Below are 20,201 nucleotides of genomic sequence, written 5' to 3'. Positions count from 1 at the left end.
CCTGTATCAAGGCGCGCTCATTTGTAAGCCCTCCGGGGATGCGTGTAACAAAAATTGTCGTTTGTGACGTGCCGCGGGAAAAAGCTGGAGCCCGCGGGTCATTCCGTCAGGAAACTGTCGAAATGACGGCGTCCAGCGGGCGTGATTCGCAGGATGCGCGGCCGGTCCGTGCGTTCAACCCAGCCGTGTGTCTTCCACGCATCGAGCAGCGCCGCGCCGAGCGCACCGCCCAGATGCGGCCTGCGCTCGCTCCAGTCGAGGCAGGTACAGGCGAAGCGTCGGCGCAGCGCCTGCTGGCCGCCGACGTCGATGCCCCAGCCGGCGAAGCGGGCCGCGCCGGCGGGCGTCGCGTCGAGCGTGTCGCCGTGTTGCGTGAGCATGCCGTCGCCGACCATCCTTTCAAACACGCGCACCGCCAGTTCACCGGCCATATGGTCGTAGCAGGTGCGTGCGTAACGCATGTCGACCGGTACCGTGCGCGCGGGCCGCAGCACCGGACGTTGCGGCGCGGCGGCCTGCGCGACATTGGCGAGCGCTTCGATCGTGGCGGCGATCTCCGGCGTGGCGATCCGGAAGTACCGATGCCGGCCGCGGACTTCGAGCGCGAGCAGACCGCCGTCAGTCAGCCGCGCCAGATGTGCACTGGCGGCGGACGGCGAGAGCCCCGCGATCAGCGTGAGTTCGCCGGCCGGCCGCGCACTGCCATCCATCAACGCCCACAGCATCGCGGCGCGGCCGGGATCGGCGAGCAGCGCGCCGAGGCGGCTGAGGCCAGGAAAATGGCTCTGGTCACGATCGTCGAGGAGCGGATTGGACATGAGTGTCTCCATATGGGCGGCAGCCGGAAAGGCACGCGATGACATGACTTTAGCGCGGCATCGGCATTCATGTTTCAGCGCGACCTGAAATATGGAGTGCGGTCATGCTTCCGGATGCGTGATCCTCGCCAGGCTAGAATCGGAATCTCCTTCCGGTGTACAGCAAGGCAGTCATGAAACTCTTCTTCGCCATTGCGGCGCTCGCGACCATGGCGCTATGCGCCGGCTGCGCGCAGGGCGGCGCGGGCCCGTCGCAGTCAGGTTCGAGCGGCATCACGATGTACGGCACCATCGACGAAGGCGTCACTTTCCATAAATAACCTCTGCCGCATCGGCAGCATTGGCGGGAATTGATGCATCATTGGCATTCCTGCCATGAGCGGACGTGTGACGATCCAGAACATCGCCACTTCTACCGCGTGAGGCCTGTCGATGTCGTCCATTGGTGCTCCTTCTTCCGCTGTTCCCGATCCGCTTCTGCCTGACGCCGGCGGCCGGCGCGCCGCACGCGTGCTGGCCGTGTGTCAGGCGCTTTACACGTCGTCCGTTTCCATCGATCTGACATTGACCGGGCTCGTCGGATACACGCTCGCCGACGACAAGGCGCTCGCCACGCTGCCGTTTTCGCTGATCACCGTCGCTGCCGCGCTGACGACGATCTTCGCGTCGTTCCTGATGGCCCGCATCGGGCGACGCGCGGGCTTTGTGATTGGCGCGGGTGTCGGTGCGGCGGGCGGCGCGATCTCCGTGTATGCGATCTTTCATCACAGTTTCTGGGCGTTCTGCGCGGGCACGGCGACGGTCGGCGTATTCCAGGCGTTCGCGCAGTACTACCGGCTCGCCGCCGCCGACGCGGTCGGCGTCGAAGCGAAAGGCCGCGCGATCTCGACGGTGCTGGCGGGCGGCGTCGTGGCCGCCGTCGCCGGCCCGGCGCTTGCCGCCTGGAGCCGCGACTGGCTCGCGCCGGTGGCGTTCGCCGGCTCCTACGTGATGGTGACGGCATTCGGGCTGCTGTCGATCGTGCTGCTCGCGCTGTTCTATCGCGATCACGTGCCGTCGGCCGCGAGCGCTGCTGTGGCGGCCGAGCCCGCGCGAGCCCTCGGACGCATCGTCCGGCAACCGATCTTCCTCGCCGCGCTCGCGAACAACGCGCTCGGCTATGCGGTGATGACGTTCGTGATGACCGCGACGCCCATCGCCGCCGTCGCCTGTGGACACACGATCGGCGAAGGCGCGCAGATCATCCAGTGGCATCTGGTCGGCATGTTCGCGCCGTCGTTCATTTCCGCGCGATTGATCCAGCGCTTCGGCGTCCTGCGCGTGATCGGCACGGGAATCGTGCTGTCGGCGCTGTGCGGCGTGCTCGCACTTCGCTCGACCGACCTGCCGCACTTCTATGCGGCGCTGGCGTGCCTCGGCGTCGGCTGGAATTTCATGTTCGTTGGCGGCTCGACACTCCTGTCGCAATCGTACCGGCCGTCCGAACGCGCGAAGACGCAGGCCACCAGCGAATTCACGACGTTTGCGTTTTCCGCGCTCGGTTCGCTGTTCGCCGGGCAACTGCTCGCGCACTTCGGCTGGACGCTGGTCAACGCGGCTATTTTTCCGGTGCTCGGCATGGCCGCGCTCGCGACGCTCGCTTTCGCGTGGTCGCGCGCCCGTGTTGCCGTTGCCGTGGCTTCCTGAGTCTTTCTGTTTCGACTGGACGATTGCCTGCTCACATGACCGGTTCTGTTTCTAATCCTGTTGTCCGTCACGTTGTGATCGCGGTCGCGCCGGATCTCGTGCTGCTCGATGCGTGCGGTCCGCTGGAGGCATTCTGGCGCGCCGAGTTGACGTTGGCTGAAGCGGGGCACAAGGCTGCAGGTTCATCCGCTGGCCATCGTCCGGGTGAGAAGCCGGTGGCGTATCGGGTGACCGTGGCTTCGATCGAAGGCGGTGTTTTGCAGACGTTTCCGGGCTTGCCGGTTGTCACGCAACGGCTCGATACGCTCGACGATGAACGCATCGATACGCTCATCGTTCCCGGTGTGCCGATCGACGAGCGGATCGCGCTGCAGTCCGAACTCGTTGCGTGGATCGCGCGCCGCGCGCCGGATGTGCGGCGCGTGTGCTCGGTGTGCACCGGCGCGTTCTATCTGGCGGCGGCGGGTATCCTCGACGGACGCCGTGCAACGACGCACTGGCGCGACGCTGATCTGCTCGCGCGGCATTTTCCGAATGTGCGCGTCGATGCTGATCCGATTTTTATTCGCGATGCGCGAGACTGGCGTGAAGCCGACGATTTACGTCAGGCGCCTGATGGGCGCGATGCACACGACGCAGGTAACGGGCGTGGTTTGGGCGGCTCCCGCGCGGGTGACGCGCGCGACCTGAAGGAAGAGCGCGCGGTGTGGACTTCGGCGGGCGTAACAGCGGGCATCGATCTCGCCCTGGCGCTGATCGAAGAGGACGTCGGACACGCGGTCGCGATGCAGGCTGCGCGCCGGCTGGTTGTCTTCATGAAGAGGCCGGGCGGACAGTCGCAGTTCAGCGCGGCGCTGGCGGCGCAGGCTTCGGCAGGCGGCCCATTCGACGCGCTGCACAGCTGGATGGCCGTCAATCTGCGCGACGACCTGTCGGTTGAGCGGCTCGCCGGACAGGCGCGGATGAGCCCGCGCACTTTCGCACGACGTTATGTCGACGAAGTCGGGCGCACGCCGGCCAAAACCGTTTCATCGATGCGGCTCGAGGCGGCTGCGCGCTCGCTTGCCGCTTCGCGCTCGCCGCTCAAGCGGATCGCGCTCGACTGCGGTTTCGGCAGCGAGCAGAACCTGCGACGTGCATTCCTCAGGAGATTCGGCGTGTTACCGCTCGATTATCGCGAGCGGTTTGCGTCGGCTTCGTGAGGGGTTTAACGCGTGCAGGTTTCCCGCGCCGGCAAGCCGGCCCCACCGGGCTTCACACCGCGCTGTTTCTGGCACTCGTATAATCGGCTCCTTTCGATAATCTCAATCCGAACGGAGTCCAGGATGAGTAGAGTGAAGACCCACACCCCTGCGGCCCCGATGGACCGTTCCGAAACCACCTTCCGCTTTCTCGCCGAGCCGACCTCGGTCAACTTCGGCGGCAAGGTTCACGGCGGTGCGCTGATGAAGTGGATCGACGAAACCGCTTACGCCTGTGCGGCCGTCTGGTCGGGTCGCTACTGTGTGACGGTGAGCGTCGGCAATATCCGCTTCCGCCGTCCGATCCTGGTCGGTAACCTGGTTGAACTGCGCGCACGCGTCGTCGCGACAGGACGCACCAGCATGCACATTCATGTGTCCGTGCAGGCGGGGGACCCGAAGGGCGGCGAACTGTTGCAGACGACTGACTGCCTCGTCGTGATGGTCGCTGTCAACGAGAACGGGCACCCGGTCGCGGTGCCGTCGTTCGTACCGGAAACCGACGAGCAGAAGCGCCTCGCCAAATACGCAATGGACGTCAAGGAAGCACTCGATGCCATCGTCGAGCTGAAGCCGGAAGAAGTGGTGAAAGGCGAGGTTTGAGATTGCGGGCGGCGTGAGGAAACGCTGCGCCGGCTGACGCCGACGCAGCGTTTTTCACATCCAGCCGCGATCCGGCATCAGACCTTGACCGTACCGACCATCTCGGCCGGCTTGACCCATTCGTCGAACTGCTGCTCCGTCACGTGGCCGAGCGCGAGCGCCGCGGCCTTCAGTGTCGCGCCTTCCTTATGCGCCTTCTTCGCGATCTGCGCGGCCTTGTCGTAGCCGATGTGCGGATTCAGCGCAGTGACCAGCATCAGCGATTCGTTCAACAGCGTGTCAATGCGATCCCGGTTCGGCTCGATGCCGACGGCGCAGTTGTCGTTGAAACTGTGCGCGCCGTCGGCGAGCAGCCGAATGGATTGCAGCACGTTGTGCGCAATCATCGGACGGAACACATTGAGTTCGAAATTGCCACTCGCGCCGCCGAAATTCACCGCGACGTCGTTGCCGAACACCTGACAGGCCAGCATCGTGAGCGCTTCGGACTGCGTCGGGTTGACCTTGCCTGGCATGATCGAGCTACCCGGTTCGTTCTCTGGAATCGACAGTTCGCCCAGACCGCAACGCGGGCCGCTCGCGAGCCAGCGGACGTCATTGGCGATCTTCATCAGGCTTGCTGCAACCGTTTTCAGCGTGCCGTGCGCGAAGACGAGGGCGTCGGCGGCTGCCATCACCTCGAACTTGTTCGGTGCGGACACGAACGGCAAGCCGGTGAGCTTGCCGATGGCGGCCGCGACCTTGTCCGCGAACTGCGGATGCGCATTCAGCCCGGTGCCGACCGCCGTGCCGCCCTGCGCGAGTTCGTACAGATGCGGCAGCGCCGATTCGACATGCTTTGCGCACTGATCGAGCTGCGCGACGTAACCCGAAAACTCCTGGCCGAGCGTGAGCGGCGTGGCGTCCTGCAAATGTGTGCGGCCAATCTTGACGATGCCGGTGAATGCCTTCGCCTTCGTATCGAGCGTATCGCGCAACGTCTTCAAAGCCGGCAGCAGATGCTTGACGATGCCGACGGCCGCTGCGATATGCATTGCCGTCGGGAATACGTCGTTCGATGACTGCCCGCGGTTCACGTCGTCATTCGGATGCACCTTGCGCGCTTCGCCGCGCTCGCCGCCGAGCAGTTCGCTGGCGCGGTTTGCGATCACCTCGTTGAGGTTCATGTTGCTTTGCGTGCCGGAACCGGTCTGCCATACGGCTAGCGGGAATTCGTCGGGGTGCTTGCCATCGATGATCTCGTCGGCGGCCTGGATGATTGAGCTGGCCTTCTTTTCGTCGAGGACGCCGAGGCCCTGATTCACCTCAGCCGCGGCGCGCTTGATGAGCGCCAGCGCCGTGATCAGTTCCGGCGACTGTTTTTCGGTCGAGATCCTGAAGTTCTGCAACGAGCGCTGCGTCTGCGCGCCCCAGAGCCTTGCATTCGGCACGGCAATTTCGCCGAACGTGTCACGCTCCATTCGTACATCTTCGGTCATGGTTCAACTCCACTTGAGAAAGTGCTATCGCGCCGCGTTCTGCGGCTGGCGAACATCAAAGCTGGCTGTCGACTGGCAGCAGCATGAAAACTCCTGTCATCAGATTCCTGTAAAAACCTGCGTCCGGATCCAGGTTCCACGTTCGCAACTGTCCATTTTCTTCACCCGTCCAGATGAGTTCGCTGGGCGGCGCGCTTGTTGCCTTGAGCCGCGCAAGCTGCTCGGGCGTGACCAGCGTCACGCGATAGCTGACCGCCGGCGCCGTTGCATGATCGAAAATCCTCGCCAGTTGATCCGCGATCGGCGCGCTATGAATCACGAGCACCAGTTCAGTGTTGAGATTCGCGGACCGCGGATCGAGATTCATCGAGCCGATCACGGCCGTCTGGCGGTCGATCACAAAGGTCTTCGCGTGCAGGCTCGTCCGCGATGTCGAACCGGCGAAGTCGACCCGCGTACGGCCTTGCTCCTGTTGGGGCATGAATTCGTAGAGTTCGACGCCACGTTCCAGCAGCGGCACACGATAGGGACTGTACCCGGCCGCCACGACGACTGCATCGGTGGCGGCAAGCGAGTTGGTCAGCACGGCGACGCGCACCCCGCGCCGCGTCATTTCACCGAGCGTCTTGACACCCACATCGTGAGGCACGAAGTAGGGTGATGTGATCAGCACTTCCTTTTGCGCCGCGTTCGCGAGCGCAATCACGCGTTCCAGCGGCGGACTTTTGTAGTTCGGCGAAGGATGCGTGATCTTGTCCGGCGTGTCGGCCTTGAATTCGGCGTGCGCCCACGTGAGTCCGAGATCGCCATGTGTAATCTGCGATGCAAGCGGCGTCGCATTCAGCGGCTTCGCGTTGTACGGGTCGGCGTTGGTGCGCCAATGCGCGCGCAGTTCGTCGCGCATTGTGTCGAGTTCACCAGCGTCGAACCGCTGCTTGTTGAGCACGCGTAGCGGGTACGACGCGCTGCTGTTCCAGTATTCGTCAAAGCTTGCCGAAATGTCGGCTGTGACCGGGCCTGCAGCCAGCACGTCGATGTCGCGAAACTGCAGCGTTTCGCTCGCACTGAAGTATTCGTCGCCAAGATTGCGGCCGCCGACAATTGCCAGCTGGTTGTCCGCGATCATCGCCTTGTTATGCATGCGCCGCGTGAAGTGGCCGAGCTGTGTGAATACGTTGCTCGTGCGCTGGAACAGGCTTTCCTGCGCGGAACCGAACGGGTTGAAGACACGGACTTCGATGTTGTCGTGCGAGTTGAGCGCCGCCATCACGCGATCGATGTCCTTGAAGTTCAGGTCGTCGACCAGCATGCGCACCCGTACGCCCTTGTCGGCCGCATAGAGCGCGGCCGCGAGAAGCAGCTTGCCGGTGGTGTCCTCATTGGCGGTGTAGTACTGCATGTCGAGCGTTTTTGTCGCGGCGCGGGTGAGCGCGATACGCATCTGCAACGCGTCGGTGCCGTTCGCCAGCACGCGGAAGCCGGACTCATCAGGGTGGGCGCGCTCGAGCGGCGCCAACGCCGCGCCAAGCGCGGTGGGTTCCGACGCCGGCAGGGCATGCGTGATGTCGCGGTGAAGATCGGTAGCCGGTGGGCGCGTTGCGCAACCGCTGACAAGCGCCACGACCGCGCACGCGAAGGCGAAGCGGATGCCCGCAGTCCACGTGCCATGCAGATGGAGCCAAACCAGATTGTTTTTGCTGTTGTATGCCGGCACCTTCACTCTTTCTCCCGTTGAATCGACTGCCACCGATAGCAAGCGGCATACCGCGAACAATTCACGCGGCCTGGAAAGCATTCTAGGTGGAATCCGGCACGCAGGCCGACTCGGCCATTCGGCATATTGTTTGCACGAGCGGGCCACTTCAGAATGTGTGGAAGCGTTCGGCTGGCTGGCGCGGCGGCACGGTGACGGATGCGCCATAGCGAGTGGCGGAGGGCAGGGCGAGGGTTGGGCAAACACGCGGCGAGCGCTCGGGAGAGCGTGAGCTGCCGCGTATGCGCGGTCATCGGGACGATGGCCGCGCGAAGCGAATAACGACGCGGGTATCGACCCGGGTGACGAGGTGGCTCAACTGCGTTCGGGCGTCAGCGCGGGAGCGCCGTCGGGATGCGTCGAGCCTTTTGCCGGGCGGCCGGCCCAGTAGCCCGCGAGCAGCGAACCCGACAGGTTGTGCCACACCGAGAACAGCGCGCCTGGGAGCGCGGCGATCGGCGTGAAGTACAGCTTGCCGAGCGTCGCGGCGAGGCCCGAGTTCTGCATGCCGACTTCGATTGCAAGTGTGCGGCAGACGGCTTCGTCGAAACCGAGCACACGGCCGCCCCAGTAGCCGCCGAGCAGGCCGATGCCGTTATGCAGCACAACGCCGAGCATCACCACGAGGCCGACCGATGCAATGCTCTTCTGCGTGCCGCCCACCACCGCCGCGATGATCAGCAGGATTGCGACCATGGAAACCAGCGGCAGCAGCGGCTCGATCCTGCGCACGACGCGACCGAACAGATGATTGACGATCAGGCCAACGACGATCGGCAGCGCGACGATCTGCAGGATGCTCATCAGCATGCCGTGTACGTCGACGGCAATCGAAGCGTCGACGTAGAGACGCGTGAGCAACGGCGTCGCGAACACGCCGACGAGCGTCGACAGTGCGCTGATCGTGACAGATAGCGCGACGTCGCCACGCGCCAGATAGATCATGACGTTCGACGCTGTGCCGCTTGCCACACTGCCGACGAGCACCATTCCGGCGGTGAGATCGGGCGGCATGCGCAGCGCCTTCGCGATCACCCACGCGGCAAGCGGCATCACGAGGTAGTGCAGCACGATGCCGGCAACAACCGGAGCCGGCCGCGTAAAGACGCGCTGGAAATCGGCAGCAGAAAGCGTGACACCCATGGCCAGCATGATGATCGTGAGCAGGGTCGTGACGTGCGGGGCGATGCCCGTGACGGACGTCGGCGAAAAGTACGCCGCAAGTGAAACGAGCACGGCCCACAGAGGGAAAAGACGGGTAACGCGGGCGAGCATGAAAGGTCCTGTTTGCCTGGATTGACGGTAAAAGCAGCGCCGCTATGTAGCGGACGCTTATTTTACTGGTCAGCTTCCAGTCAGACAGCCGTTCCCGGCTACGTATTCAGCGTTTACCGGGTAAGTCCTGGGTCGGTCGCCGGATCAGCGGCCGGGATGGCAGCGGGCACGCGCCGGAGGCTCATCCGGTGAAAACGGAGCGTCATCAGCAGCGCCACGCTGGCGAGGCCGGCGGCGAGGCCCCACCACAGGCCGCGCGCGCCCAGACCGAAGTGAAACGCCAGCGTGTAGCCGGTGGGAAAGCCGATGCCCCAGTAGCCGAAGGCAGCGACGATCATCGGCACACGGGTGTCTTTCAGACCGCGCAGGCAGCCGGAGCCGACCGTCTGCATGCCGTCGACGATCTGGAAGATGGCCGCTACGCGGAGCAGGGAAGCGGCAAGCGAAACGGTCGATGCATTCGCCGGGTCGTCAAGGTGCAGATACAGGCCCACGATCGCATGTGGCGCAATGATCAACACAAGGCCCGACAGCACCATGAAGCCGACGCCGAGCGCGAGCGCAACGAACCCGGCATGTCGCGCGGCAAGCGGTTGCCCGGCGCCCGACCAGTACCCGACGCGCACATTCGCCGCCTGGCCGATCGCGAGCGGCACCATGAAAGCCACCGAGGCCACGTTGAGTGCGATCTGGTGCGCGGCGAGCTGCGATTCGCCGAGCAGGCCGACCATCAGGCCGGTCGCGAGGAAAAGCGTCGACTCGACACCGTATGTGATCGCCACCGGCCAGCCGATGCCGAACAGCTCGCCCATCAGCGGCATTTCGGGCCGCGTCGCCGTGACGAAATGCCTGTAGCGCGGGCGCAGATGCAGCAGCGCCAACAGGGTGAGTGCGGTCAGCCAGACAGTGATGGTCGTCGCAGCGGCCGAGCCGAGGAATCCGAGTCGCGGTAGACCGTACGCGCCATGAATCAGGCCGTAGTTCAGGAAAGCGTTTACGAAGACGCCACCGATCGACACCCAGAGGAGCCGCTTCGCCGCCCCGATAGCCGGCAGAAACGAGCGCATCAAGCCGATCCCGATCAGGCTGGCAGGCGCCCCCCAGCGCAGCATCGCCGCGTATTCGCCGACGTTGTGCGCGAGCACGGCGGGTTCGCCGAACGCGAGCAGGATCGGCGTCGCAAGTGACAGCAGCGCGAACGCCGGAGCCGCGAGCAGGATCGAGAGCAGAAGGCCTGTCCAGTAGATATGCGGTACGCGGTCTTCCGCCTGCGCGCCGCGCGCATGCGCAACGCTCACGCTGACGGACGTCAACACGCCCTGCAGCAGCGTCACGACGACGAAGAACAGGTTGGCGCCAAGGCCACCGGCCGCGAGTGCGTCCGGGCCGAGCGAGCCGAGCAGGACGGTATCGGTGACGGCCATCGCCATCTGCGAAAGCTGTGCAATGGCAAGCGGGGCAGCGAGACGGGCGGTGTCGGCGGCATGGCGCGACAGCGAGGGCGCCGCCGTGGCGACGCGGGAAAAACCAGGTTGGGTCATGAACGAGGAACGGCGCGCGGAACCGGGGTCCGCGCCGTTTTCTTCTAAAAGAGACAGCTTATTGTGTCGCGGTGCCGCTGTCGATCAAGAAGCACATTTCTGGTGCGGTTTCTTTCGCTAGCCTTCATGGACGGCGATGCGCGTATCGCCCAGCAGGACGACCTGGCCCGCGCGGATCTTGCAGGTCTTGCGTGTTTCGACCTGGCCATCGACCGTTACCGCACCCGACGCGACGATCAGCTTCGCCGAACCGCCACTGTCTGCGAGGCCGGTGATCTTCAGCAGGTTGTGGAGTTCGACGTAATCGCCGGTCAGCGTGAAATCGAGGTTGGGCATGGCGCGCGCCGGTCAGAAACGACAGAAGGGAGGGGCTCGAATCATAAGCCAGAAGTGCGATGCGCGCACCCCGCGTGCCTGCACGACGACGCATGAACGTTCCGGACCGTTTTATTTGTCCCTCGATCGCCATCGGTCGGCTCGCTGGAAGCAGCAAAGTGCAACGTCCGGCGCACCGAAAAAAGGGCGCTTGTCGGCGCAGGTTGTATGGATATACAGTATGCGTCGCCCCGTCACTTCGCGTTGCTGACCCCTGTGCTTTCTGTCGCCGATTCCCCGCCATCCGATGCCGCCGCTTATCTCGCGCAGCTCAACGAAGCGCAGCGCGAGGCCGTCGAATTCGGGGCGGACAATCCCGGGCACACGCCCGGCGCGCTTCTGGTGATCGCCGGGGCAGGATCCGGCAAGACGAACACACTGGCGCATCGCGTCGCACATCTGGTCGTGAAGGGCGCAGATCCGCGTCGCATCCTGCTGCTGACGTTTTCGCGTCGTGCTGCGCAGGACATGACCCGGCGCGTCACACGCATCGCCGGCGCGGCGCTCGGCGCGCGGGCAGCGCTCGTGCAGGGTCTGACGTGGTCGGGTACGTTTCACAGCGTCGGCGCGCGCCTGCTGCGCGAATATGCCGATCTCATCGGTCTGTCGCCCACGTTCACGATCAATGATCGCGAAGACTCGGCCGATCTGATGAACCTCGTACGCCACGAACTCGGCTTGTCGGCGAAGGAGAAACGGTTTCCGTCGAAGAACACGTGTTTCTCGATCTATTCGCGTGTCGTGAACACCGGCGCTTCACTGGCCGACGTGCTAAACACCGCGTTCCCGTGGTGCCGCGAGTGGGAAGCCGACCTGCGCATGCTGTTCGCCACGTATGTGGCCGCCAAGCAGGCGCAGAGCGTGCTCGACTACGACGACCTGCTGCTCTACTGGTCGCATATGGCCGCAGAACCGTCGATCGCCGCCGACATGTCGGGCCGCTTCGATCACGTGCTGGTCGACGAGTATCAGGACACCAACCGCCTGCAGGCGTCCATCCTGCTCGGGATCAAGCCGGACGGTCGCGGACTTACAGTGGTCGGTGACGACGCGCAGTCGATCTATTCGTTTCGCGGCGCGACGGTGCGCAACATCCTGGATTTCCCGGCGCACTTCAATCCGCCTGCAAAGCAGGTCACGCTCGAACGCAACTATCGTTCAACGCAGCCGATACTCGCTGCATCGAACGCGGTGATCGACCTCGCGGCGGAGCGCTTCACGAAGAACCTGTGGACCGATCGCGCTTCGGCACAGCGGCCGCGTCTCGTCACCGTTGCCGATGAAGTCGATCAGGCGCGTTATGTGGTCGAGAAGGTGCTGGAAGCGCGTGAAGACGGCATGAAGCTGAAGTCGCAGGCCGTCCTGTTTCGGGCGTCGCATCATAGCGCGGCGCTCGAGATCGAACTGACCCGGCGCAACATCCCGTTCATCAAATTCGGCGGCCTCAAGTTTCTCGATTCGGTCCATGTGAAGGACGTGCTCGCGGTGCTGCGATGGGCGGAGAATCCGCGCGATCGGGTCGCGGGTTTTCGCGTTGTGCAGTTGATGCCCGGCGTCGGCCCGGCGACGGCCGCGCGGGTGCTCGATCAGGTCGCCGAACGCGCCAGTGCGGGCGCTATCCCGGACACTCACACAGACGCATGCGGTAGCGTGCATCACACAGTCGACGCGCTGGCGTCGTTCGCGCCGCCGGCCCGCGCAGTGGAGGACTGGCATCCGTTCGTCGAACTGATGTCGAAGATATGCGGCCGGCAGTCGTCGTGGCCGGTGGAGTTCGAACAGGTCCGCCGCTGGTACGAGCCGCATCTCGAGCGTAACCACGAAGACGCCGCGATTCGCCAGGGCGACCTGCTGCAGATGGAAAGCATCGCGGGCACCTATCCGTCACGTGAGCGTTTCCTGACCGAACTGACGCTCGATCCGCCCGACGCCACCAGCGACGAATCCGGCGTGCCGCTGATCGACGAGGATTATCTGATCCTGTCGACGATCCATTCGGCGAAAGGGCAGGAGTGGCGCAACGTGTTCGTGCTGAATGGCGTCGATGGCTGCATTCCGTCCGATCTCGCCACCGGCAACGACGCGGAACTCGACGAGGAGCGGCGTCTGCTCTATGTCGCGATGACGCGCGCGAAGGAAGACCTGCATATCGCCGTGCCGCAGCGCTTCTACGTACACAACCAGACGCAGCTGGGCGACCGCCATGTTTGGGCGCAACGCACGCGCTTCATTCCGGCGCACCTGCTGCCGTTGTTCGACGCACACGCCTGGCCGTATGTGCCTGTGCCCACGGCGCCGACGGCCGCGGGGCTCGCGGCGGCCGCGCACGCGAAAATCGAGATCGCCGCGAAGCTGAGAAAGATGTGGGATTGAGCGAGGGATTAACTGCTGCAGGCGCGCCTTAAATGTGAACAGCAAAGGTGCACCGCAAAGGCGCACCTGCAGCCAGTCGCCGTGCGTTACCGCGATTCCCGCTGTTGCGGGCGCGGCGGCGGCGTGAAGAAATTGCGCAGCCACGCGGCGAGCCGCGTGAACACGTCGTACGGTTCTTCGATGAAAATCTCCGGCTTCAAGAGCCGCAGGTATTCCATGATCTGCTGCGCTTCCTGCTTCTGGAACGAGCCGTGCGAAATGCCAAGCCGCAGCAGTCCGCGCAGTTCACCCAGCTTTTCGCGCGCCATGCTGCCGACGCTCGTCTCACAGCCGATCTTCGCTTCGTACACGCGCTGGCGCAGCGACTCCGCGAGCCGCCATGCCGGCGTCTGCATCACTTCTTCGAGCGCCTGAATATCCTGCGCCGCCGACTTGATCTGCGCCGCGAGCGGATCGATCAGCGACGGGTCGCCCTGCGCCTCATTGACGATCGCCGTGGCCCAGTCGCGGCACTGTTTCACGAGCTCTTCGGGCGTCCACTCGGAACGCGCCGCGAAGCCGAAGCCGAATTCGTTCGCCTGACGCATCAGGATCGCGACCACGTCCGGGAATTCCTTGTCGAGCGTGCGCTTCGCCCACGCGTACTGGCCGCCCTGCAACATACGCTGCACGGCGTGCTCCGTCAGCGGGACCATGTTGTCCAGCAGCTTCGCGCGCAGAAAATCTTCGAATGAAGGCGTTGCGAACTGCGGATCGAGCTTCAGCGATACCCGCAGAAACGCCTCGAAATCCTTGCGCAATGACGCAACGGTCTCGTCTTTCAGTGAGAGGGTGATGTGACCCATATCTTCCTGTCCCGATTGGTCGTCCCGCGTTGCATCTGTCTGGCGTCGCCGGCGGCCCGCGGTGAGCGGCCCGCCAGACGCATTGCGCGGCTGGTCCCTGTTTTCTGGCGAGACCGGCAATTGCGCCAGCCCGACAAGGGGACGTCGACTGTTTATCGGCGGGTGACGCCGAAACTTGAGCGGGATTTATGGAGGGGGCCACCCTGGCTGGACTGTCACCGGCTACCGGCTGGGAGCGCCGGCGGCCAGGTGGCCGGAAGGGCAGGAACCGGCTATTTGAGCACCACGCCTTGCCACAGGAAGAACACCGCAAGACCGACGGCGATTGTCAGTAGCGGCCGGCGCGTCAGCGCGCTCACCAGCACGGCGGCGAGCGCGCCGACCAGCTGCGGATTGCGCCACGTAAGCTCGGCGTCACCGCCGTGCGGCGACACGGCCATCGGCACGATGATGGCCGTCAGCACGGTGACCGGCACAAAGCCAAGCGCGGTGCGCACGAGCGGCGGAAACACCAGCCGGTCGCCGACGATGAAAACCGTAGTGCGGATCAGCCAGGTGATCAGCGCCATCCCCAGAATGATCAGGACGTAATTCATTGCGACACCTCCGCGGTGCGCTGACGCTGCACGTCCGTCCGCGACAGCGCCACACCGATTGCGACGCCCGCGATCACCGCGCCGAGCAGGCCGAGCTTGTACGGCCAGCCCTGCCAGAAAAAGGCGAGCGCGCCGGCGGTCGCAGCCGCGGCGATGTAGCGGAACGCGACGAGCTGCGGCACGACGATCGCGATGAACGTCGCGACCATCGCGAAATCGAGTCCAAGGGACTGCAGGCCGGGAAAGGCCGCGCCGAACAGCAGGCCGGCGAGCGTCCAGATCTGCCAGTTGACGTACATCGAGACGCCCGAGCCGAGAAAATGCCACGGGCCGACCTCGCCGGGCGCGTGACGCCGATAGTGCGTCCACGCGACGGCAAACACTTCGTCGGTGAGAAGGCCACCGAGGACGACGCGCCAGCGCATCGGCAGATGGGCGACGTAGGGCGCGAGTGTCGCGCTGTACAGCACGTGCCGCAGGTTCACGACGAACGTCGTCGCCCACAGCACGATGAAACTGGCATTGCCCGCCATCAGGCCGACGGCGATGAACTGCGCGGACCCGGCGAACACGGCAAGCGACATCAGCTGGCCATGCCACAGGTGCAGCGGCCCCGATGTCACGAGCGTGCCGAAAATGACGCCGAATGGCGCGGCGCCGACCATCATCGGGATCGTGTCGCGGGCCCCTGCGACGAATTCACTGAAACGGCTGGACTGGCTCAATCTCGCTTCTCCTTTGAAGAAGGAGCGTAGCTGTCCCGCGTGGAAGTGGCTTGTACGTTCTTGCTATGGGCGTCGGGGTGACGTTTGTCTGCCCAGTGTTCGCGCTGTGTTTGCGCTGCATTTGCGTTGCGCCGGCTTCGGTTCGCGTAACCCGCAACGAGGCATCGCACCGCGAGGGCCATCACGGCATCGCACGTCAGGTCACGTCCGAAGATTACGCCGACTGCCAGCGCCCCGGCGGCACACCGAACATGCGGCGAAAGTGGCGCGTGAAATGGCTCTGGTCGGCGAAGCCGCTGGCGGCGGCAACATCGGCCACCAAAGCGCCCGCGCGCAGTGGCCCCAACGCGCGCTGCAGCCGGATCTGGTTGCGCCACGCGTGCGGCGGCATGCCGGTCGCCTGTGCGAAAAGCCGTGCGGCGTGAAACGGCGACAACCCGACGGCGCCGGCCAGATCGGACAACAGCACCGGCACCGCGAGATCCCCGCTCAGCTGGGCCTGCATGATCGCGACACGCGGATCACTCGCTGCGATCCTTTGTGTTTCAGGCTGCGTGCGACCGTAGCGAACGAGCAGCGTCGAAAGCGCGTCGATCATCGCGGTTTCGGCGGCGAGCAGATCGGCGCCGGCTTCCATCAGCTGGTGAGCGAGCCGCAGCCTGTGCGCAAGGTCCGGGTCGCGAATGACGGCCGGATCGAACCACGGCAGGGGCTGTGGCCTTCCGGCGAGCTCGTCGGCGATCTGCTGGAGGAAGTCGACCGGCGCGTACATCACGCGATAGCGCCAGCCCGCATCGACCGCCCGGGAACCGGTGTGCAGCTCGCCGGGGTTGATGACCGGCACGCTGCCGGCTTCGGCGACGTAGTTCGACCCGCGATAGCGATAGGCTTCCGCGCCCGCTTCGATGACGGGAATCGCGTACGCATCGTGCCAGTGGGGCGTGAACGCCTGGTCGTAATACTCGGCCGTGAGCATCTCCGCGCCGGGGATGAGCGGCGTGCGCCAGTAGCGGGGGCAATCGCGGAAACGGGTGGAAGTCATGGGCAAAGTCCGGCTGGACCCGTCAGTCTAGCGCGAGCGCGGCTTCGATGGGCCGCCTCGTTACTTCACCGGAATCGCCGTGCCCGCTGGCATCGGCACGGCGGTCACGCTGTTTTTCGGGCTGCCGGTTGCCACGCGGTCGCTATACGTCAGATAAACCAGCGTATTGCGCTTCGGATCGACCACCCGCACCACGTGCAGCGTCTTGAAGATCAGCGACATGCGTTCGGAAAACACGTCCGACTGCTGTTTGACCGGCCCGTTGAAGTGGATGGCACCGACCTGCCGGCAGGCGATCGACGCCTCGGTCGGATCTTCCGCGATACCGAGCGTGCCCTTGATGCCGCCGGTGCGTGCCCGCGACACATAGCAGGTGACGCCGGCGACATCGGGATCGTCATAGGCCTCGACGACCACGCGATCGGAGCCCGTCAGATGGAAGTTGGTATTGACGCTGCCAATTTCCTCGCCGTGGGCGAGCGGTATGACGCAGGCCACCGATGCTGCCGATGCGGCTACGAGCGACGCCCGCAACAAAGTATGTTTCATTGCAATCCCGCGGAAAAAACCGTCATCGTATACCGTCGACCGGGCGCGCGGACGAGGTTTGACAGTTGTTTGCGTCCCTTTTATATTTCGTGGTCAGACCAACTTTACCAATTTCGACAGGTGGCCGGATTCTGCGTTGTCGCCGCATGGCAGCGTCTTGTTCAACTTCTCTGGTTTCCCCATGAAAGTCGCGCTTTTCATTCCCTGTTTCATCGATGCGTTCTATCCCGAAGTCGGCATCGCGACGCTCGAACTGCTCGAGCGTTTTGGCATTGAGGTCGATTATCCGCAGGAGCAGACCTGCTGCGGCCAGCCGATGGCCAACAGCGGCGCGCAGATCGAGGCGGCCGGCGCCGAGCGCGTGTTCGCGCGCAACTTCGCGGGCTATGACTACATCGTCGGGCCGTCGGCGAGCTGCATTCATCATGTGCGGGAACACCTCACGGCAATCGGGCAGACCGACGAAGTCACCAAAGTCCGCGCAAACGCATACGAACTCGTCGAATTCCTGCATGACGTGGTCGGCGCGCGGGCGTTTCCGTGGGCCGAGTTTCCGCACCGCGTCGGGCTGCACAATAGTTGCAGCGCGTTGCGGCATCTGCGGGAAGGATCTGTCTCCGAGATCGCCGGCGTGCCGTCTTCGAAGCCGCGCACGCTGTTGCAGGGCGTGAAAGGCGTCGAGTTCGTCAGCCTCACGCGGCCCGACGAATGCTGCGGCTTCGGCGGCACGTTCTCGGTGACCGAAGAGCCTGTCTCGGTTCGCATGGGTCAGGACAAGGTCCGCGATCACCTGAACGCGGGCGCGCAATACATCGTCTCGGGCGACATGTCGTGTCTGATGCATCAACAGGGCTGCGCCGAACGGATGAAGGCGGACGCCCGCTTCATCCATATCGCGCAGGTGCTGAACGGAGCGCGCGAATGAAGCGGATCGATCATGCGAAGGCGGCCGGCGACTTCATCGCGAAGTCAGAGCACGTCGCGTTTCACGACAGGCGCCTGTGGGATTTGCGCCAGAAGCGCGACGTGCAGGCGCACGGCATCGCCGAATGGGAAACGATGCGCGAACTGGCGTCGGGCATCAAGGAGCACACGCTTTCGCATCTTTCGGCGTATCTCGAACAGTTCGCCAGCGCGGCTGAAGCCAACGGCGTCGTGGTCCACTGGGCGGCGACGGCGGAAGAGCACAACGAGATCGTCTACCGGATCATGTCCGAACGCGGCATGACGGCGCTCGTCAAAAGCAAGTCGATGCTCACCGACGAATGCGCGATGCGTGACTATCTGGAGCCGCGCGGCATCACGGTGATGGAGACCGACCTCGGCGAGCGCATCCAGCAGCTCGATCATCAGGATCCCAGCCACATGGTGGTGCCGGCGGTGCACAAGCTGCGCGGCGACGTGGCCGAACTGTTCGGCCGCACGATCGGCACCGATCCGGAGAACAGCGACATTCACTATCTCGCCGAAAGCCAGCGCATGAACACGCGGCCGTACTTCGTGCGCGAAAAGACGGCCGGCATGACCGGCTGCAACTTCGCGGTGGCGGAGACGGGCACGGTAGTCGTCTGTACGAACGAGGGCAATGCCGATCTGTCGGCGAACGTGCCGCCGCTGCATATCGCGTCGATCGGAATCGAGAAGCTGATCCCTCGAATATCCGATCTTGGCGTGTTTGTGCGGATGCTGTCGCGCAGCGCGCTTGGCTCGCCGGTCACGCAGTACACGTCGCACTTTCGCGCGCCGCGGCCGGGCGCGGAGATGCACTTTATCCTCGTCGATCACGGTCGGGCCGAACGGCTCGCGATGGAGGATTTCTGGTATTCGCTCAAGTGCATCCGCTGCGGCGCCTGCATGAATACGTGCCCCGTGTATCGGCGCAGCGGCGGTCTGTCGTATGGCGGCACGTATTCGGGGCCGATCGGCGCGATCATCAATCCGACGTTCGATCTGAAGCGATATAGCGCGTTGCCGTTTGCGTCGACGTTGAACGGCAGCTGCACGAACGTGTGCCCGGTGAAGATCAACATCCACGAGCAGATCTACAAGTGGCGCGAAGTGATCGCGGTGCGCCACGAGGTGCCGTTCGTGAAGAAGGAAGTACTGAAAATGGCGGGGCGTCTGCTCGCGAGCCCCACGCTGTATCGCGCGACGATCGCGTCGCTGGGCGGCGCGCTGCGGCGGTTGCCGAATTTCGTGCTGTATAACCCGCTCAATATCTGGGGCCGGCAGCGTGAACTGCCGGACGCGCCGAAAATGACTTTCCACGAGTGGTACAAAAAAAATCGCGGAGGCCGTGATGGCGACGCGTGATGCTTTCCTCGCCAGAGTGCGCGCGGCGCAGCCTGCGGCGCGCGCGCTGCCTGACGTGCCGCTGTTCGCTTCGCCCGGTGGCGACCTGTGCGAGCGTTTCACCGCGGCGCTTGGGGCGATGGGCGGAACGTGCGTCGAGGCGGCGTCGGCCACGGACGTGCACGCGCTGCTCGATGCGCGCTTCGGCGCGAACGTGGTGATCTGCAGCGCGACGCCCGAAGTGCAGGGCACGCGCGCGATGGATGCAAACACGCCGCCGGCTTCGCTGGAGGACGTCGACGTGGGCGTCGTCCGCGCGCGCTTCGGCGTCGCGGAGACCGGCTCGGTGTGGTTCAGCGAGAAAGAGTATGTCGTGAATGCGCTCGGCTATCTGACGCAGCATCTCGTCGTGCTGCTCGACCCGGCCCAGATCGTCGACGGCTTGCAGGACGTGTACCGTCAGCCGGATTTTCGTGATGCGCGTTACGCGGTGCTTGTGACCGGCCCGTCGGCAACGGCGGACATCGAAGGCGTGCTGATTCGCGGCGCACAGGGCGTGCGATCGTTGACGGTCGTGTGGATGGCGGCCAGCGGCGCGTCGAGCTGATGATCGAGGCTGCCGCGAAAACCAGTGGGCGCAAAAACAAAAAGGCCCGCAACGATGCGGGCCTTCGCAATTCTTGGCTCCCCGACCTGGGCTCGAACCAGGGACCTACGGATTAACAGTCCGGCGCTCTACCAACTGAGCTATCGGGGAACAGCAGTGCAACGATGCGGTACTACTCTGCGGTACTACTTTTACGCAAAAAAGCCCGTTATGGCTAACGGGCCTTTGCAATTCTTGGCTCCCCGACCTGGGCTCGAACCAGGGACCTACGGATTAACAGTCCGGCGCTCTACCGACTGAGCTATCGGGGAACAACAACAGCAGAGAAGGGAAATTGTATGGGGTGCTTCAGGGCCTGTCAATAGCTTTTGCTCATCCTGGCCGCACTTCCATTACGCCTGG

The 20,201-nt window shown here is 64.3% G+C and carries 19 protein-coding genes and 2 tRNA genes; 8 read left to right on the top strand and 13 right to left on the bottom strand.

Features of this window, described 5'->3' with window-relative positions; translation table 11 throughout:
• Positions 1 to 98: 98 nt before the first annotated feature.
• A complete protein-coding gene (locus P3T16_RS13610; protein WP_429342685.1) occupies positions 99 to 818 on the bottom strand; it encodes an ArsR/SmtB family transcription factor in 720 nt (239 codons plus the stop codon).
• A gap of 173 nt (positions 819 to 991) precedes the next feature.
• On the opposite strand from P3T16_RS13610, the gene P3T16_RS13605 reads away from it, so the two are divergent.
• From P3T16_RS13605 to P3T16_RS13590, 4 genes are all read left to right on the top strand, one after another.
• Positions 992 to 1,138, top strand: coding sequence for a hypothetical protein (locus P3T16_RS13605; RefSeq protein WP_429342684.1), 147 nt, complete (start codon positions 992 to 994; stop codon positions 1,136 to 1,138).
• A 112-nt stretch (positions 1,139 to 1,250) separates the two neighbouring features.
• Positions 1,251 to 2,504: an MFS transporter gene (locus P3T16_RS13600; protein WP_429342683.1), complete on the top strand. Its 1,254-nt coding sequence runs from the start codon at positions 1,251 to 1,253 to the stop codon at positions 2,502 to 2,504.
• A gap of 35 nt (positions 2,505 to 2,539) precedes the next feature.
• Positions 2,540 to 3,706 (top strand): GlxA family transcriptional regulator, encoded by a 1,167-nt coding sequence (locus P3T16_RS13595; protein ID WP_429342682.1) that lies wholly within the window; start codon positions 2,540 to 2,542, stop codon positions 3,704 to 3,706.
• A 123-nt stretch (positions 3,707 to 3,829) separates the two neighbouring features.
• Positions 3,830 to 4,348 (top strand): acyl-CoA thioesterase, encoded by a 519-nt coding sequence (locus tag P3T16_RS13590; protein WP_429342681.1) that lies wholly within the window; start codon positions 3,830 to 3,832, stop codon positions 4,346 to 4,348.
• Positions 4,349 to 4,425: 77 nt separating this feature from the next.
• On the opposite strand, the gene fumC is transcribed toward P3T16_RS13590, so the two are convergent.
• From fumC to P3T16_RS13565, 5 genes are all read right to left on the bottom strand, one after another.
• Positions 4,426 to 5,826, bottom strand: a complete 1,401-nt coding sequence (gene fumC, locus P3T16_RS13585) for a class II fumarate hydratase (protein ID WP_429342680.1) — start codon at positions 5,824 to 5,826, stop codon at positions 4,426 to 4,428.
• Positions 5,827 to 5,881: 55 nt separating this feature from the next.
• Positions 5,882 to 7,474, bottom strand: a complete 1,593-nt coding sequence (locus P3T16_RS13580) for a phospholipase D family protein (protein WP_429342711.1) — start codon at positions 7,472 to 7,474, stop codon at positions 5,882 to 5,884.
• 420 nt (positions 7,475 to 7,894) lie between these two features.
• Positions 7,895 to 8,854: a ketopantoate/pantoate/pantothenate transporter PanS gene (gene panS / locus P3T16_RS13575; RefSeq protein ID WP_429342679.1), complete on the bottom strand. Its 960-nt coding sequence runs from the start codon at positions 8,852 to 8,854 to the stop codon at positions 7,895 to 7,897.
• A 113-nt stretch (positions 8,855 to 8,967) separates the two neighbouring features.
• The gene (locus P3T16_RS13570; RefSeq protein WP_429256843.1) at positions 8,968 to 10,395 is read right to left on the bottom strand and encodes an MATE family efflux transporter; all 1,428 of its coding nucleotides are present in this window, start codon (positions 10,393 to 10,395) and stop codon (positions 8,968 to 8,970) included.
• A 117-nt stretch (positions 10,396 to 10,512) separates the two neighbouring features.
• Positions 10,513 to 10,731, bottom strand: a complete 219-nt coding sequence (locus tag P3T16_RS13565) for an RNA-binding S4 domain-containing protein (protein WP_429256842.1) — start codon at positions 10,729 to 10,731, stop codon at positions 10,513 to 10,515.
• A gap of 207 nt (positions 10,732 to 10,938) precedes the next feature.
• Here P3T16_RS13565 and P3T16_RS13560 point away from each other — a divergent pair, with 207 nt between their 5' ends.
• Positions 10,939 to 13,143, top strand: coding sequence for an ATP-dependent helicase (locus P3T16_RS13560; RefSeq protein ID WP_429342678.1), 2,205 nt, complete (start codon positions 10,939 to 10,941; stop codon positions 13,141 to 13,143).
• A gap of 86 nt (positions 13,144 to 13,229) precedes the next feature.
• On the opposite strand, the gene P3T16_RS13555 is transcribed toward P3T16_RS13560, so the two are convergent.
• From P3T16_RS13555 to P3T16_RS13535, 5 genes are all read right to left on the bottom strand, one after another.
• Positions 13,230 to 13,988, bottom strand: coding sequence for a DUF4088 family protein (locus P3T16_RS13555; RefSeq protein ID WP_429256840.1), 759 nt, complete (start codon positions 13,986 to 13,988; stop codon positions 13,230 to 13,232).
• Positions 13,989 to 14,260: 272 nt separating this feature from the next.
• Entirely contained in the window at positions 14,261 to 14,584 is a 324-nt protein-coding gene (locus P3T16_RS13550; protein WP_429256839.1) for an AzlD domain-containing protein, read from the bottom strand.
• Complete coding sequence (locus P3T16_RS13545) at positions 14,581 to 15,252, bottom strand: AzlC family ABC transporter permease (protein ID WP_429256943.1); 672 nt, start codon at positions 15,250 to 15,252, stop codon at positions 14,581 to 14,583. The genes P3T16_RS13550 and P3T16_RS13545 overlap by 4 nt, the downstream gene beginning before the upstream one ends.
• A 271-nt stretch (positions 15,253 to 15,523) precedes the next feature.
• Positions 15,524 to 16,351 carry an AraC family transcriptional regulator gene (locus tag P3T16_RS13540; protein ID WP_429342677.1) on the bottom strand — a complete coding sequence of 276 codons (828 nt, stop codon included), beginning with the start codon at positions 16,349 to 16,351 and terminating at the stop codon, positions 15,524 to 15,526.
• A gap of 60 nt (positions 16,352 to 16,411) precedes the next feature.
• Entirely contained in the window at positions 16,412 to 16,900 is a 489-nt protein-coding gene (locus tag P3T16_RS13535) for a CreA family protein (RefSeq protein WP_429342676.1), read from the bottom strand.
• A gap of 181 nt (positions 16,901 to 17,081) precedes the next feature.
• Between P3T16_RS13535 and P3T16_RS13530 the strand changes: the two genes are divergently transcribed.
• From P3T16_RS13530 to P3T16_RS13520, 3 genes are read left to right on the top strand one after another with little or no spacing between them, the layout of a single operon-like run.
• Positions 17,082 to 17,825: a (Fe-S)-binding protein gene (locus P3T16_RS13530; RefSeq protein WP_429342675.1), complete on the top strand. Its 744-nt coding sequence runs from the start codon at positions 17,082 to 17,084 to the stop codon at positions 17,823 to 17,825.
• Positions 17,822 to 19,213 carry a lactate utilization protein B gene (locus tag P3T16_RS13525; RefSeq protein WP_429342674.1) on the top strand — a complete coding sequence of 464 codons (1,392 nt, stop codon included), beginning with the start codon at positions 17,822 to 17,824 and terminating at the stop codon, positions 19,211 to 19,213. The genes P3T16_RS13530 and P3T16_RS13525 overlap by 4 nt, the downstream gene beginning before the upstream one ends.
• A complete protein-coding gene (locus P3T16_RS13520) occupies positions 19,200 to 19,799 on the top strand; it encodes a LutC/YkgG family protein (RefSeq protein WP_429342673.1) in 600 nt (199 codons plus the stop codon). Before P3T16_RS13525 ends, P3T16_RS13520 begins: the two co-directional genes overlap by 14 nt.
• 74 nt (positions 19,800 to 19,873) lie before the next feature.
• On the opposite strand, the gene P3T16_RS13515 is transcribed toward P3T16_RS13520, so the two are convergent.
• Positions 19,874 to 19,949: transfer RNA gene (locus P3T16_RS13515), tRNA-Asn, on the bottom strand.
• 85 nt (positions 19,950 to 20,034) lie between these two features.
• Positions 20,035 to 20,110: transfer RNA gene (locus tag P3T16_RS13510), tRNA-Asn, on the bottom strand.
• Positions 20,111 to 20,201: the final 91 nt, after the last annotated feature.

Source organism: Paraburkholderia sp. GAS42 (genome assembly GCF_050436565.1).
GTDB lineage: Bacteria > Pseudomonadota > Gammaproteobacteria > Burkholderiales > Burkholderiaceae > Paraburkholderia.
This window is presented reverse-complemented; position numbering and strand designations above follow the sequence as displayed.

Coding starts and splice junctions, on each gene's coding strand:
- P3T16_RS13565 (WP_429256842.1), bottom strand. CDS start 10,731: ATGCCCAACCTCGATTTCACGCTGACCGGCGATTACGTCGAACTCCAC.
- P3T16_RS13560 (WP_429342678.1), top strand. CDS start 10,939: ATGGATATACAGTATGCGTCGCCCCGTCACTTCGCGTTGCTGACCCCT.
- fumC (WP_429342680.1), bottom strand. CDS start 5,826: ATGACCGAAGATGTACGAATGGAGCGTGACACGTTCGGCGAAATTGCC.
- P3T16_RS13520 (WP_429342673.1), top strand. CDS start 19,200: ATGGCGACGCGTGATGCTTTCCTCGCCAGAGTGCGCGCGGCGCAGCCT.
- P3T16_RS13600 (WP_429342683.1), top strand. CDS start 1,251: ATGTCGTCCATTGGTGCTCCTTCTTCCGCTGTTCCCGATCCGCTTCTG.
- P3T16_RS13540 (WP_429342677.1), bottom strand. CDS start 16,351: ATGACTTCCACCCGTTTCCGCGATTGCCCCCGCTACTGGCGCACGCCG.
- P3T16_RS13530 (WP_429342675.1), top strand. CDS start 17,082: ATGAAAGTCGCGCTTTTCATTCCCTGTTTCATCGATGCGTTCTATCCC.
- P3T16_RS13610 (WP_429342685.1), bottom strand. CDS start 818: ATGTCCAATCCGCTCCTCGACGATCGTGACCAGAGCCATTTTCCTGGC.
- P3T16_RS13590 (WP_429342681.1), top strand. CDS start 3,830: ATGAGTAGAGTGAAGACCCACACCCCTGCGGCCCCGATGGACCGTTCC.
- P3T16_RS13525 (WP_429342674.1), top strand. CDS start 17,822: ATGAAGCGGATCGATCATGCGAAGGCGGCCGGCGACTTCATCGCGAAG.
- P3T16_RS13595 (WP_429342682.1), top strand. CDS start 2,540: ATGACCGGTTCTGTTTCTAATCCTGTTGTCCGTCACGTTGTGATCGCG.
- P3T16_RS13545 (WP_429256943.1), bottom strand. CDS start 15,252: ATGATGGTCGGCGCCGCGCCATTCGGCGTCATTTTCGGCACGCTCGTG.
- P3T16_RS13605 (WP_429342684.1), top strand. CDS start 992: ATGAAACTCTTCTTCGCCATTGCGGCGCTCGCGACCATGGCGCTATGC.
- P3T16_RS13555 (WP_429256840.1), bottom strand. CDS start 13,988: ATGGGTCACATCACCCTCTCACTGAAAGACGAGACCGTTGCGTCATTG.
- panS (WP_429342679.1), bottom strand. CDS start 8,854: ATGCTCGCCCGCGTTACCCGTCTTTTCCCTCTGTGGGCCGTGCTCGTT.
- P3T16_RS13570 (WP_429256843.1), bottom strand. CDS start 10,395: ATGACCCAACCTGGTTTTTCCCGCGTCGCCACGGCGGCGCCCTCGCTG.
- P3T16_RS13550 (WP_429256839.1), bottom strand. CDS start 14,584: ATGAATTACGTCCTGATCATTCTGGGGATGGCGCTGATCACCTGGCTG.
- P3T16_RS13535 (WP_429342676.1), bottom strand. CDS start 16,900: ATGAAACATACTTTGTTGCGGGCGTCGCTCGTAGCCGCATCGGCAGCA.